Origin of the sequence: Novosphingobium sp. ERN07, from assembly GCF_012641335.1 — a bacterium.
In the GTDB taxonomy this organism is placed as follows: Bacteria; Pseudomonadota; Alphaproteobacteria; order Sphingomonadales; family Sphingomonadaceae; genus Novosphingobium.
In genome coordinates, this window is sequence record NZ_JABAID010000008.1 from 54,146 (window position 1) to 67,889 (window position 13,744).

Annotated in this window: 11 protein-coding genes and 1 tRNA gene; 9 read left to right on the forward strand and 3 right to left on the reverse strand. The window is 60.4% G+C overall.

The window, feature by feature from the left end; genetic code table 11:
* The first annotated feature begins 38 nt into the window (after positions 1-38).
* Positions 39-2,099 carry a TonB-dependent receptor gene (locus HGI47_RS12410; protein ID WP_240950163.1) on the forward strand — a complete coding sequence of 687 codons (2,061 nt, stop codon included), beginning with the start codon at positions 39-41 and terminating at the stop codon, positions 2,097-2,099.
* A 56-nt stretch (positions 2,100-2,155) separates the two neighbouring features.
* A complete protein-coding gene (locus HGI47_RS12415) occupies positions 2,156-2,827 on the forward strand; it encodes a glutathione S-transferase family protein (protein WP_168853094.1) in 672 nt (223 codons plus the stop codon).
* 302 nt (positions 2,828-3,129) lie between these two features.
* Here the strand turns inward: HGI47_RS12415 and HGI47_RS12420 are convergent, their stop codons facing one another.
* Positions 3,130-4,107, reverse strand: a complete 978-nt coding sequence (locus HGI47_RS12420; RefSeq protein ID WP_168853095.1) for a complex I NDUFA9 subunit family protein — start codon at positions 4,105-4,107, stop codon at positions 3,130-3,132.
* A 217-nt stretch (positions 4,108-4,324) separates the two neighbouring features.
* Between HGI47_RS12420 and HGI47_RS12425 the strand changes: the two genes are divergently transcribed.
* From HGI47_RS12425 to HGI47_RS12455, 7 genes are all read left to right on the forward strand, one after another.
* A tRNA-Leu gene (locus HGI47_RS12425) sits at positions 4,325-4,411 on the forward strand.
* A gap of 166 nt (positions 4,412-4,577) precedes the next feature.
* Positions 4,578-5,804: an integrase arm-type DNA-binding domain-containing protein gene (locus HGI47_RS12430; protein WP_168853096.1), complete on the forward strand. Its 1,227-nt coding sequence runs from the start codon at positions 4,578-4,580 to the stop codon at positions 5,802-5,804.
* A 280-nt stretch (positions 5,805-6,084) separates the two neighbouring features.
* Positions 6,085-6,291 carry a hypothetical protein gene (locus tag HGI47_RS12435; protein ID WP_168853097.1) on the forward strand — a complete coding sequence of 69 codons (207 nt, stop codon included), beginning with the start codon at positions 6,085-6,087 and terminating at the stop codon, positions 6,289-6,291.
* A complete protein-coding gene (locus tag HGI47_RS12440; RefSeq protein ID WP_168853098.1) occupies positions 6,288-8,780 on the forward strand; it encodes an AAA family ATPase in 2,493 nt (830 codons plus the stop codon). Before HGI47_RS12435 ends, HGI47_RS12440 begins: the two co-directional genes overlap by 4 nt.
* 128 nt (positions 8,781-8,908) lie before the next feature.
* Positions 8,909-9,646, forward strand: a complete 738-nt coding sequence (locus HGI47_RS12445; protein ID WP_168853099.1) for a DUF5131 family protein — start codon at positions 8,909-8,911, stop codon at positions 9,644-9,646.
* Positions 9,607-10,560, forward strand: coding sequence for a three-Cys-motif partner protein TcmP (gene tcmP, locus HGI47_RS12450; protein ID WP_168853100.1), 954 nt, complete (start codon positions 9,607-9,609; stop codon positions 10,558-10,560). Before HGI47_RS12445 ends, tcmP begins: the two co-directional genes overlap by 40 nt.
* A complete protein-coding gene (locus HGI47_RS12455) occupies positions 10,553-11,812 on the forward strand; it encodes a three-Cys-motif partner protein TcmP (RefSeq protein ID WP_168853101.1) in 1,260 nt (419 codons plus the stop codon). Before tcmP ends, HGI47_RS12455 begins: the two co-directional genes overlap by 8 nt.
* Here the strand turns inward: HGI47_RS12455 and HGI47_RS12460 are convergent.
* A complete protein-coding gene (locus tag HGI47_RS12460) occupies positions 11,793-12,794 on the reverse strand; it encodes a hypothetical protein (protein ID WP_168853102.1) in 1,002 nt (333 codons plus the stop codon). The genes HGI47_RS12455 and HGI47_RS12460 overlap by 20 nt on opposite strands.
* Positions 12,795-13,158: 364 nt before the next feature.
* A complete protein-coding gene (locus HGI47_RS22415; RefSeq protein WP_206066168.1) occupies positions 13,159-13,740 on the reverse strand; it encodes a thermonuclease family protein in 582 nt (193 codons plus the stop codon).
* Positions 13,741-13,744 lie beyond the last annotated feature (4 nt).

The window sequence follows — 13,744 nt, forward strand, 5'->3', positions numbered from 1 at the left end:
TTCCAACGAAACAATTCACCTTGCTGTCTGGTACAGCCATGCTGGCGGTTTTCAGTCCATCGGCAAACGCCGCCGACGAACCTGCCTCCGAGACCACCCCGCCGGTGGCACAGCCAACCGGCAACCGCACCATATTTACTCCCGCCGATTTCGAACGCTTCGCCCCGCGCAACGCGCTCGACATGCTTCGTCAGGTTCCCGGCTTCACCATTCGCGAAGGTGAAGAAGCACGTGGATTGGGACAGGCCAGCGGAAACGTGCTGGTCAATTCCCAGCGCCTTTCATCAAAGTCGGACGACATTTTCACTCAGCTTTCGCGCATACCCGCCTCAACGGTCGAGCGCATCGAACTGGTTGATGGCGCAAAGCTCGATATTCCCGGCCTGACGGGGCAAGTCGCCAATGTCGTGGCGCGCAGCAGCAGCTTTTCGGGCCAGTTCCGCTGGAGTCCTGAAGTTCGCGCCCACTATGCCGATCCACGCCTTACCAATGGCGAAATTTCCGTTACGGGACGCACTGGCCCGGTAGAATATACCATCAGCCTAACGAACAATGCCAATCGTGGCGCGGCCGGTGGACCGACCGTGATCACAGATCGCACCGGAGCCGTAACCCAAACGCGCAAAGATGTGATCAAGGCCAACCGCGATGAACCGAAACTGGCAGGCCGCTTCACTATCGATGGTCCCGGCTCGTCGGTCGCCAATATCAACGGCTCATTCGAACGCATTCCGCGCGGATTCACCGAACATTCGGTTCGGACCAATGCAGACGGCAGTGTGCTGGTGCGCGATCTGGACGACCGTTCATCAGCGCGGAACTGGGAAATCGGCGGAGACTTCGAATTTGCCGTCGGACCGGGAAGGTTGAAGCTTATCGGCCTCAATCGGCAGGAGTACGAACCCTACAGCCAGTCCGTCATCACCACATTTGCCGACGGATCGCCCGCTATTGGTGATCGCTACGCCCAGACCGGCGACAGCACAGAACGCATCGCCCGCGCTGAATATTCATGGAAAATGCTGGGTGGCGACTGGCAGATTGCCGGCGAAGGCGCATTCAATTCCCTGCGCAATATCGCCATGATCGCCACGCTCGACAGCAACGGGCAGTTCGTGGACCTTCCATTTCCCGAAGGCACTGGAGGGGTGAAAGAGGATCGCTACGATGCTAGCCTTTCGTTCAGTCGGCCGCTGTCCAAAGATCTTACCCTCCAACTGATTGCCGGTGCCGAACGCTCAACTCTGCGTCAGACAGGTGCCACCGGCACGCAGAACAATCTCAGCCGCGCGTTCTTCCGCCCGAAAGGTTCGCTCTCCTTGGGATGGAAGGCAGGCAAGCGGCTCGATGTTTCGTTCAAGCTGAAGCGCTCGGTCGGTCAGCTTTCGTTTTACGACTTTCTCGCCCGCCGCTTCCTCGACGATGGCAATGCCAACAGCGGCAATGCCGATCTCGTGCCTCAACAGGACTGGTCCGCCGAACTCGAACTCAACCGCACCTTCGGCGCACTCGGTTCCACCAAGCTGCGCCTCGTCGGGCGCAACGTGCAAGATTACGTGACCGTCGTGCCGATTGGCACGAACGGCGAATCTATCGGCAATGTTGATAGTGCCAAAGAACGTCAGATCGTCAGCAACACCACCGTGCAGTTCGACCCGCTGGGGTGGAAGGGCGCGCGGCTCGACCTCAATATCGAACTCACCTTCACCAGCCTGAAAGACCCATTCGATCCGGCGCGGCGCATTCCCTATGGCTTCGTCACCGAACGCTATTTCGAAATTAACTTCCGCCAAGACTTTCAGGGCACCGATTGGGCCGCTGGTGCCTGGTACGAATACAACCGCCAGTCGCTTTACCACCGCCGCTTCGAACTGGGCCGCGATTACGAAGGCCCGGTCTTTGCGGGGCTTTTCGTGGAGCACAAGGACGTGATGGGCCTGACCGTGCGCGCCAGCGCCAACAACCTCCTCAACGGTCGCCAGCGCTGGGATCGTCAGGTATTCGATGGCCCTCGCCCCAACGCGCCAATCCAGTTCATAGAAACGCGCGATCGCCTGATCGGCCCGATCTTCCAGCTGTCCATCAAAGGTAACATCTGAAAAGCATCGTCCTCCTGTCCTTGACCGCCCGCCTCTGCCCGCGCAATGCTCGCCGCATGTGGCAACTCTATCAATTCCCCCTGTGTCCCTTCAGCCGCAAAGTGCGGCTTCTGCTCAGCGAAAAGGGCGTGGCCTACGATCTCGTGCGCGAAAATCCGTGGGAGCGGCGCGAGGAGTTTGGGCGGCTCAGCCCCGCTTATCGCACGCCCGCGATCCACAATACCGAGCGCGGCACCATTCTGGCAGACAGCCGGGCGATCTGCGAATATTTCGAAGAAACCGTCGACAAGACGCCGATGATCAACGGCACAGCGCCCAACCGCGCCGAAATCCGCCGCCTCGTCGCGCTGTTTGACGAAAACTTCTATGCCGACGTCACATATCCCTTGCTGGAAGAGCGCATGAAAAAGCGCCTCATCTATCGCAGCCCCCCCGACAGCAAGCGCCTGCGCGAAGCGATGCGGCTGGCGGACGAGCACCTCTATTACATCGACTACCTGATCGATAACCGCCCGTGGCTGGCAGGCTCCACCATGAGCCTTGCTGACCTTGCTGCAGCCGCACAGATCTCGGTCGCGGACTACCTCGGCGGGATCGATTGGTCGGGGCACGAACAGGCACGTAGCTGGTATTCCGTCTTCAAAAGCCGCCCCAGCTTCCGCCCCCTGCTGGCCGAACGCATGGACGTGATCCAGCCCCCCGCCCACTACGCCGACGTGAACGCCTGACATAAATGCCGCCCGGCGGAGCAGAGGCGTCTCTCATCGCCCCTCCCGCCTGCGGGAGGGGCTGGGGGAGGGCATGTTCTAACCGCCACGGGTTGGTGGCAGCGCCAAAAACCGCTGTCCTACAAGCCTTCCCTCGGCATAGCCTCATACCATGCCCAGCACCCACGCCACCCTGCCCTGCGCTACAATTCCGCCCATCCTGAGCCTGTCTAAGGATGCCTCCCGCACGCGCAAAAAACGGCGGAAGAACCCTCCCGCCGTTTTTCTTCTGAACTGTGTAAACTGTGTAAACCTGTTCAGGTTCAGGCCGACTTTGCTTTCACGCCGAACCGCCCGAACTTGCGATAGCGCGTCATCCACCGGTCAAGGAACAGGCCCAGCGGACGCGGGCGTACCCCCAGCGAATCGATACCCGGCAGAACGCCGCTCGCCACGTTGCCCGCTTTCAGAAGCTTCCACTGATCGGTGCTCATCGGCGCGCCGGGCAACCATCCGGTGAGTGCGGCGAACGCGCCTGAAACGGCATCCGGCAGTTCGACCAGCACCGGCGATCGGCCTGCGGCCTTGGCGATGCGGCGGTTGAGGTCGCCCATCGTCACCACTTCCGGTCCCGCCAACTCATACGTCTTGCCGCCATGCGCTTGTGCGTCAGCCAGCACATTGGCCACCGCCTCGGCCGCATCGTCTACGAACACCGGCTGCAGCTTTGCATCGGGTCCGAACACCGGCAGCACCGGCAGCTTGCTCACCAGCCCGCCGAACATGTTGAGGAAGTTGTCATCCTCGCCAAACAGGATCGAAGGCCGCACCACCGTTGCAGATGGGAACGCGGCCAGCACTGCCACCTCACCCTCGGCCTTGGTCCGCGCATATGCCACCTCGGAGGCCGCATCGGCCCCCAGCGCCGAGACGTGAACAAGCGCTTGCGCGCCCACAGCCTTTGCCGCTTCGGCCACGCGGGCCACGCCCTTGCCCTGCAACGAATCAAGATCGCCCGCAAACGCTCCGACAAGGTTCACCACCGCGTCCACGCCGGTCAGGGCTTTCACCACGGTCTGCGGCTTTGTCACATCTACTGCCACGAACTGCGTCTGTCCCAGCCCGCCCAGCGGCTTGAGCCGAAAAGCACGCTCAGGATGGCGGCTGCACACCCGCACCCGTGCACCGCGCGCCAGCAGTTCCTGCGCCAGATGCTTGCCGAAGAACCCGCTGCCGCCGACCAGCGCCACCAGCATTCCATCCAGATCGCGCACCCTGCCGCCTGCTCCGCCGATTGCCATATGCAAATTCCTGCCTGTCGCACCCGCAAGAAGCGGGCTGCCAATAAGCCGCCTTTGGCACAGCCGGGCCTGCGCTTTCAATGCCGAAACACCCCTGATGCGGGCGCAGGGCAAAAAGAGTTTGCAAAGAGCCGATTTGCCCCGTTGACACCCCGCCGCGCGTGGCCTAGTGGCGCCCTCCTACCCGGCGAGACGGTGATTTGCCCCTCGCTACCGTGCCCAGATGGCGGAATTGGTAGACGCACCAGCTTCAGGTGCTGGCGCTCGCAAGGGCGTGGAGGTTCGAGTCCTCTTCTGGGCACCATTTGTTCTTCTCAGAAGAACCCAGCAAGTGTATTAAACCCTCAGAAATCCAAGGGAATTGGCCCTTGGATCGTGCCGGATCGTCCCGCCTTTTCTCGGGGGTTCCGCACATTTTTGCGGGCCTTTTACGGGCCTTTGCGAAAACCACATTGGGAAAAGGCCCGCCCATGCCTCTGACCGAAACCCGGCTTCGCGCACTCAAGCCAAAGGACAAACCGTACAAGGTCGCCGACGACCGTGGATTGTACATCGAGGTGTCCCCATCGGGCGGAAAACTTTGGCGATTCCGCTATCGAATCGGCACCGTTGAAAAGAAGCTCTCGATCGGCTCCTATCCCGAAATCAATATCAAGGACGCACGCCAAGCAGCCTATGAGGCGCGGGTCAAAGTCGCGGCGGGCGGTGACCCGGCGATGGAGAAGCGCAAGCAGAAGATCCGTTCGGAATTCCTTTCCGCCCAGACATTCGAGGCGGTGGCACGCGAGTACATCGATGAGATGATGGTGCAGAACGGTCGCGCGGATGCGACCATCATTAAGGCCAACTTCTTCCTCGACCAACTGACGGCCGCCATAGGCAGCCGTCCGATCGACGAGATTGAGCCGTTCGAAGTGCTGGCTCCCCTCAAGCGCCTCGAGGCGAAGGGGAAGCACGAGACCGCCAAAAAGACCCGGTCCTTTGCGAGCCGCGTGTTCCGCTATGGGGTTGCCACGACGCGGTGCAAAGGCGACCCAACGAGCATGCTTCGCGGGGCGCTGATAACGCCCAAGGCAAAGCACTATGCAGCGATCCTTGAGCCGAAGGATCTCGGTGGACTGCTGCGCGCAATCCAGGATTACACTGGCAACTTCATCACCCGGTACGCCCTGCTCATCGCACCCCATGTCTTTGTACGCCCCGGCGAGCTGCGCCATGCCGATTGGAAGGAGATCGACCTTGAAGAAGGCGTCTGGCGCATCCCAGAGGGAAAGATGAAGGCGCGCCGCCCTCATGCCGTGCCGTTGTCCAAACAGGTGGTCGGGTATCTCAAAGAACTTGCCGAGATGGTCGGCACTGAAGGGTACGTGTTTCCGTCAGCCCGCGCCTCCGTCCGCCCGATGAGCGAAAACACCTTGAATGCTGCTTTCCGACGGATGGGCTTCACGAAGGACGAAGTCACCGCCCATGGTCTTCGGGCTACGGCTTCCACCATGCTGAATGAAAGCGGCCTCTGGAATCCGGACGCGATCGAACGCGGTTTGGCCCACGGGGACAGCAATGCTGTTCGCGGCGTTTATCACCGCGGCAAACACTGGGATGAGCGCGTCCGCATGGCGCAATGGTGGAGCGATTACCTTGATACCATCCGTGACGGTGGGAAGGTCATTAGGGGCGCGTTTTCGGGAAGAGCCTGACGAGGATTGTGAACACCTTTAGGTTTAGCTGTAACCGGGACGGAGCCGCCACTCGTTGCTTGCTAGTGGAATGATGGCTTTCGTCGAGAACGAGCGCTCAGGCCTGGATGATTGCAGGCAACTGAGGTTTACCCGGCCGGGACCTATGACCCAAATTAAGAAATTTGCCGCGGAGCTATTTCAAGATGTTCATTTATGCGGATCACACAGGCTCTTAGTTTAGGATTTCCGGGGCCAGCGAGAAGCGCTAAACATTGCTCCTATGACTTAGGGGGCATTCGTGTTCGACGCTCAAAAATCCTTCGATGAAAATCTCGCCACCTTTAAGACGGCTTGCGAGGAGCTTGATGCCGAATGCGCCAAGATTCTCTTCGACAATATCGATATTTTGATCACCCACGGTGCAGACCGTGACGCGCGATCCCGATTTAACGCGCAGGTGAACGCGGCACTCGACGCCCTGCCCACGGCAGAGCAGGTGCAATGAATCGTTACTTCCTTACACAAATTGCGATCGAAGGTTTTCGCGGCATCAACAATAACGGCGATCCGCTAACCCTTTCGTTCAAGCCGGAGTGCGTGAACTCGATCTACGCAAACAACGGCGTGGGGAAGACTTCGATCTTCGAGGCGCTCCAGTTCGCCATCCACGGGGAAATACCTCGCCTTGCCGCCTTGCAGGGAGCCGAGCAAGGCGACAGCTACATCATCAACCACTTCCATCCTGCCAAAACGGCGACGATCGATCTCAAGCTCTCACCCGACAACGGTAGCGCAGATGTGACCATCCGTGTCGTACGCGATGCCAATGGAAACCGTGTCGTCACCTCGCCGTCCGGCCACGCAACGCCGGAAGAGGTCCTCAATGCGCTCCGCGAGGATTTCGTACTCGTCGATTACAAGACGTTCGCCGGCTTCATCGACAACACCGCGCTACTGCGCGGCCGTTCCTTCTCGGCCCTTATCGGCCTCAGCCAATATTCGAACCTCCGCCAGGCGATCGAGGGCGCGAACAACACCGCCACGCTGCGCAACGACCTTGGGATCAAGGTGCTTAGCGCGAACATCGCTGCGCACAAGGCAAGTGTCGCGGAGACGAAGCGCAAGACTATCGAAGCCTACACTGACCTGACTGGGCAGACCCTCGACCAGATTGACGATCGCCCCATGCTGGAGAGCACTGTCACCAAGGTGCTGACCGACATTGGCGCGCTGGGAGCGGTCATGGCCGGTAAGACGGTCAAGGATTTTGACCACAAGGCGGCAGTCGCCGCCTTAGAAGAAGGCTCCGACAGCGCGAACCGGCTCAAGTTGCAGAAGCTGCAGCAGGACCGGGAAGTAGTGCGCGCACTGACCTTCTCTGAAGAGCATGTCGGCCAGCTCGATGCACTCGAGGCGATCGCCAAGGAGCGTGACGAAGCGCTCACGAAGGTCGGCCATGCCGAATTGCTCTCGCTGCTCAAGAGCGCCGCCACGGTGATCGGAACGCCGGCATGGCCCGCTGACGACAGCTGCCCGATCTGCGATCTGCCGCAGGAGCTGCCCCTGAAAGTGCGGCTCGACGAAAAGATCGCTGCCTATGACGCCGTTAAGGAGCTGGATGCCGAACTCGCCAAACTGTGTGTGGACTGTCCGGCCGTCGCACTGCTGAGCAAGCTTGAGAGCGCGGCCGCGCTCGGGGTGCCGGCCGAGGAGCATATTGCGGCCGGGCTGCTCAAGGCGGCGAAGGCGGGTTCGGTCAAGACTGCGGAGATCAGGCAAGTCAAGGCCGGACTCGAGACGTTGACCAAGGCCTGCGACGAAAAGGTCACGGCTCTCGAGAGCGAAATCCTCGAGTTGGAGAATAGTCTGCCCCCATCGATCGCGGCGGCGGCGCGCGCGATCGAGAACGCCAAGAAATTTCGCGACGAGTTTGCTGCCTTCGATAGCGCCACTTCGAAGCTCACTTCGGCCGAAACCTCCATGGCAAAAATCGATCGCTGGCTGACGTTCATCGGCAAGGCCGACAAAATCTTTGCTGGCGCGGAGACCAAGCTGTCGACCGAGCGACTCAAGGAGATCGAGACGGCCTACAAGGGACTGTTCCCGCTTATCATGCGCGGTGCGCCGGATTTGAAGCCGCATCTCGCCCGCGCCGCGAAGAGCGAGAATATCGATCTTACCCTGTCGAACTTCCATGGCGAAGAGAATGTGAACGCACGCGCGGTGCTGTCGGAAAGCTATCGGAATGCTGTTGCCGCCTCCATCTTCCTGTCGGCGGCGGTTAAGCATACCCGCTCTCCACGCTTCATGGTGCTCGACGACATCACGTCAAGCTTCGATGGCGGTCACCAATTCAATCTGATGGAAGTGCTGGTAAAGGAGCTTCGCTACGGCGCGAATCCCGACGGCGTCCAGTTTATCCTGCTAAGCCACGACAGCGCGCTGGAGAAGTTCTTTGATCGGCTCGGCAACACCAAGGATTGGCACCACCAGAAGCTCCAGGGCATGCCACCAACGGGTGCCGTGCAGAGCAGTACCCAAGGCGCCGACCGACTGAGGCAGCGTGCCACCGCGCTGCTCAACCAGGGCAGTGTCGACCTCGCCGGGCCGCTCGTCCGCCAGTATCTCGAATATAAGCTCGGCTACATCATCGCGCGGCTGCAGATCCCAGTACCGCCGGACTATGCGACGCGGCCCGACAATCGCACCCTTTCCACTTACTTCGACGCCATCACGCGGGCGGTCGACCTTTACGAGAAGGCAGGCGAGTGTGTCCTGAACGCCGCGCAGAAGACAGCGGTCAAGCAAACCCACGCTACGTCAATCATCGCCAATTGCATCGCACACTACGAGACCTCGGTCGGCCAACCCTTCACCGCACATATGCTGTTGGGGGTGTTGCAGGATATCGATCAATATGCAGAAAATTTCCGGCAGATCGATCCCGCCAATGCCGGTCAACGAATTTACTACCGACGCCTAGACAAAAAATAGAGCTAACCCGAGCCTAGTCAGATGCTCTTCCGGCCCCGTTTCTCGCGCTTACGTCCCTCCAAGCAACTTTCGTTGCACTGGGTTGCCGTATGTGCGATTCACCGTTCGTTCCAATGAGCGAGTGATTGATGGCTGATGGCAGTGCAATCGAGTGGACCGACGCGACGTGGAACCCGGTTACGGGCTGCACTAAGATATCGCGCGGTTGCGACAATTGCTACGCCGAGCGCTTTGCTGAGCGATTCCGCGGCGTCGCGGGGCATCCTTTCTCGAACGGCTTCGATCTGACGCTGCGGCCGGAGCGGCTGCACCAGCCCTTGCGCTGGCGAAGGCCGCGAATGATCTTCGTTAATTCGATGAGCGACCTGTTCCACAAGAACGTTCCGGACGCCTTCATCGACCAAGTCTTTGCCACGATGGAGGAGGCGGATTGGCACGTCTTCCAGGTGCTCAGCAAGCGCAGCTCGCTGATGCGCGATTATTTGCGCCGCCGCTATCAGGACGATGAACCGCCAGCGCACATCTGGTGCGGCGTCTCCGTCGAGGATGCCCAGGCCAAAGGTCGCATCGAACAACTTCGCGCCACCCCGGCGGGCATACGCTTCCTCTCGATCGAGCCATTGATCGGGGCGATCGGCCCAGTGAATCTGCAGGGGATTGACTGGGTTATTGTCGGGGGTGAATCAGGACCCGGGGCGAGACCAGTGCATCTCGACTGGGTGCGCGAAGTGCGCGACCAATGTATCGCGCAGGGCGTGGCGTTTTTCTTCAAGCAATGGGGCGGCACCCGACCCAAATCGGGCGGCAGGGAATTGGACGGCCGGCAATGGAGCGAGTTTCCGACTCTTCAGGCAGCCAGCGGCTGACCACCGATCTTCCCGAAGTCGGGCCATGGGCGCGCGAAAAGCTTGACGCGCTCGCCCGCTATCTCGATTTCTACACCAAGGTCCTGAAGAACCAACCTTGGCGGACGCTTTATCTCGACGCTTATGCGGGCGGAGGCCGCGCGGTGCTGCGCACTGGCGATCGGCCGCCATCGACTGGCGCGGAACTGTTCAGCGACGCTCCGCCAATTGACACCGAGGCGCGCGAGCTGATCGACGGCTCGCCCCGGGTCGCACTTGGCGTCACTTATCCTTTCGATCGCTACATCCTGGTCGATTCCGATCCGGACCGGGTGGCCGAACTGCAAGCGCTGAAGGCCGAATATGGCGACCAGCGCACGATCAACGTGCTCAAGGCGACGGCTGCCGAAGGGGTCCACTGGGTCACCAACCAGCCCATATCGCGCAAGACCCATCGCGGCGTCGCCTTTCTCGATCCGTTCGGCGCCAATCTCGATTGGGCGAGCGTCCAGAAACTGGCGGAGACCGGCCTGTTCGAGGTGGTCGTCAATTTCGCCCTGAGCATGGCGATCCAGCGGATGCTACCCAATTCGGGCGACGTGCCGGAGGCTTGGGCCAACGCGCTCGATGCCTATTTCGGCGACCACACATGGTTCGACGCTGTCTATGAACACGGCGGCGGCCTGTTCGGCGGAAGTAGCATCGAAAAACGGGCCGACTATTCGGAGCGTTTATTGGCGCTGTATCGGTCCAAATTGCGGGCTGCTTTTGGCCATGTTTCGACACCCCGGCTCATCCGAAACACGCGCGGCGCACCTCTATACTATCTCATTTGGGCGGGCCCAAACAAGAAAGGCTTGGAAGGCGCAGACTATATCCTGACGATGGGTGAGCGGATCGGCCGGCGCACTGGGGAGACCAAGCGGGGTGGCTAGGCATTATGAATGGAAGATCGGCGAGCCGCCGCCCATTCTCGGCGCGCATAGCGTCGCCAAGCACGACATCTTCGAACAATATGTCGGGATCTATATCGAGCGGCTGACCCGCACACCCAGTCAGACAATGCTCAATCTCACCATCGTTGACGGCTTTTGTGGCGGCGGTCTCTATCTGCAGGGGCGTGACGAGGTTTGTGGCTCGCCGCTCAGACTGCTCGGCGCGGTCGAGCAGGCAGACGCCGCGCTTAACGCGGCGCGCACGAAGGGCTTCGCGGTACGGGCCGATTTCTTCTTCATCGATGAGAACGCGCAGCATGTCGCTTTCCTGCGCGACCAGCTCGTGAAGCGCGGCTATGGCGAGCGGATCGGGCGCGACATCTTCGTGCAATGCGCGCCATTTGAGGAGGCCTGCCCGAACATCCTCGATCATATCAAGAAGAAGGGATCCGCCCACCGGTCGCTCTTCTTCCTCGACCAATATGGTTGGAGCGACGTGAGACTGGCGACGATCCGCTCCATCCTCGCCACGCTGAAAAATCCCGAAATCCTGCTCACCTTCGCGGTCGACGCGCTGATCGACTTTCTCTCGCTCAAGACCACCGACACGAAGGCATTGCTCAATATCGAGCTCGAGCGCGAGGATGTGCGCGCGCTGACCGAACTTAGGACCGGCGACGGCTGGCGCTATCTGATCCAGAATGGGCTTTACCGCCATGTCCAGGCCCGCACCGGCTCGCGCTTCTACACCCCCTTTTTCATCCATTCGGTGGAGGCGCATCGCGCCTACTGGCTGCTACATCTGTCCAACCACCGCCAAGCGCGGGACGAGATGGGCAAGCTACACTGGCGGCTCAACAATCGGTTCCAGCATCATGGCGGCGCCGGCTTCCACGCGCTTGGCTTCGATCCGTCCTGCGACCTGCGCCAAGGCCTGTTGACCTTCATGTTCGATGACGATGCCATGAAAAGATCCGAACGCGCGGTCCTGGAGCAGCTCCCCAGAATGATCCACGAAGCGAACCGCCTCGGCAGCGGGCTCGGCGTCGAGGCTCTATTCACCGAGAATTGCAACGACACGCCGGTCACCTCCGAGATCCTCAGCCGTCAGCTTGTCTTTCTGCGCGATGAGGGCGAGATTGTTATCCGCGGCGAGGACGGCGCCGACAAGCCGCGCGCACGCACCATCGCCTGGGGCGATCGTCTGATCCTCCCACGCGAGCGCTCGATGTTCAGCCGTCTCGGCTGGTAGACCCGTAGCCGGTGGCGGGGTCTACCGGAGCATCGGACATCCAGATCTTGCGGACCCCATAACGCTCACCCTCGACATCGATCGATATCAGCGACTTTCGGAGCGGCATATTTACGTCCCAGAACCAGTCGGCGATGATCTCGGTCTTGGTGGGCAGGACGCCGTCGAGCACGCGCCGCATTCGATCCTCCCAAACCGTCACCTTGCTCAACTTGGTTGAGATTTCCGAGAGCATGCCGGCGGCAAGATCGGGGATAGCGCACAGATCCTCATAATCCCGGGACGCCGTGTCTTGGCCGGTCGTATTCAATCGATAGACACCCATCGGAAACGGCGAATAGAACGACGAAAAACGCGCCGCGGCTACCAAGGCGTCGTCATGTCGGACCTCGTTGGCTACGAACGCATCCTCGTCGGTGATCCAGGTGACATTGGTATAAGGACGCGCCCAAAGCGAGATCAGGATGCCGGCCAGATGAACTTTGCGAACCATGGATTCGAAGGCGCGCGGATTCCAGTTGGCCGTCAAGCCGAGCGAGTGACGAAACTTATCGGCCACGTCTGGCGCCGTAGAAAGCCATTTCTTCTTCTTGTCTACCGCGACCGCCACCAGGTGGCCGTCAAGGTTGGCGGCGGCGGTCAGGAAGGATACCAAAGCCTGCTGACGCAACGGGTCGCCGAGCTTCTTGTAGGACATTGTCCGGCCATCGTGCAGGAATTTGGCGCGCGCGGCCCGTATTGCCTCGGACCAGCCGGCGAACCCGCCCCGGATCACGAGATAGCAATAGACGAGGTGGCTGGAACCGGAATGCTCGCCGCCGAAGTCCGAAGCGATCAACAGCTTGCCGGTTTCCCGCGGTCGCGGCTCTCCGGCGCTCACCTGCTTCTGGATCGAGTAGCCCCAGCCCCACAGCCGTCGCGCCGCCAGGTTCTGGGGCGTGAGGAGCTGCCAATGATCGTGATGGGGGCCGAGATCCAGCATCGCGCTACTTTAAGACAAGCGAGCGTGGGGACCAGCACGCAAACCATGATGGATCTCCGCCGCGACTGATCAGCAAAGGAATGTCGGCATTTTGGGAGCGCCGATCGGCGCAAGGAAAGGTCTTAGTTGGGGCGCGTAGCGGTCATTATCACGATCATGGACGAATCGACCGCTTTTGGGCGCTCTGCCTCGAAGTTGGAATGTCTGAGAAGAGGCGCAAACCGAATTGGTTGCATTAGCGCATCCGATTGGGCGCTTCTATCAAAAGCGATCATTCATGAAGGCTGTCGATGGTGACCGGTCTGGTCGGATCCTGCCGATCAATCCCGCAACAAATGTTGACCGGTCAGTGGCACGGTCACTGTCAGCACCACGGTTCCCGACGCCCGGTCCATGTGCGAGCCAGCCCCTCACGCACAAGCTGATCGCCAAGTGATTGGCCGCCCCGAACAACGACCCGAAGCTTACGCCCAAATCGGTCTTCGTCGCGGTTTCCGATCGGCCGGACCTCGAAAGTGCCTTCGTTCAACAGGTCGCGAAGCCGGTAAGTCGCCTTCATACCAAGCTGGTACTCAGAATCACACTTGGGTTCGCTGATCTCGGGCGTATCGATATCTGCGATCCTGATCTTCTCGCCCTCGAGCCAGAAGGTATCTCCGTCTACGACGCAGGTGCGGCGTGTAATTCCGCAGAGCTCGAAGCGCGCTGAGGTGCTTCCGGCCATCAGCGAAAGCTTAGGCGCGAGTTCTGACGGGGCGGTCGGGGTCAGACCGGACACGGGCCAATTCAATGCCAACATCCCTCCAGCGAATACGATCGAGAACGCGCCTAGACCCAACATCCACTCCTTGCGCCGACGCTTGTCGTGCTGCTTCTTCAGTTTGTCCCGGAAATCGAAGCGAACGATATTGTCATCCTTCGTGCCTCGATCTTCTTTTCGAGCCATCAAA

Coding starts and splice junctions, on each gene's coding strand:
- HGI47_RS12440 (WP_168853098.1), top strand. CDS start 6,288: ATGAATCGTTACTTCCTTACACAAATTGCGATCGAAGGTTTTCGCGGC.
- HGI47_RS12445 (WP_168853099.1), top strand. CDS start 8,909: ATGGCTGATGGCAGTGCAATCGAGTGGACCGACGCGACGTGGAACCCG.
- HGI47_RS12460 (WP_168853102.1), bottom strand. CDS start 12,794: ATGCTGGATCTCGGCCCCCATCACGATCATTGGCAGCTCCTCACGCCC.
- HGI47_RS12430 (WP_168853096.1), top strand. CDS start 4,578: ATGCCTCTGACCGAAACCCGGCTTCGCGCACTCAAGCCAAAGGACAAA.
- HGI47_RS12415 (WP_168853094.1), top strand. CDS start 2,156: ATGTGGCAACTCTATCAATTCCCCCTGTGTCCCTTCAGCCGCAAAGTG.
- HGI47_RS12410 (WP_240950163.1), top strand. CDS start 39: ATGCTGGCGGTTTTCAGTCCATCGGCAAACGCCGCCGACGAACCTGCC.
- HGI47_RS22415 (WP_206066168.1), bottom strand. CDS start 13,740: ATGGCTCGAAAAGAAGATCGAGGCACGAAGGATGACAATATCGTTCGC.
- HGI47_RS12420 (WP_168853095.1), bottom strand. CDS start 4,107: ATGGCAATCGGCGGAGCAGGCGGCAGGGTGCGCGATCTGGATGGAATG.
- tcmP (WP_168853100.1), top strand. CDS start 9,607: ATGGAGCGAGTTTCCGACTCTTCAGGCAGCCAGCGGCTGACCACCGAT.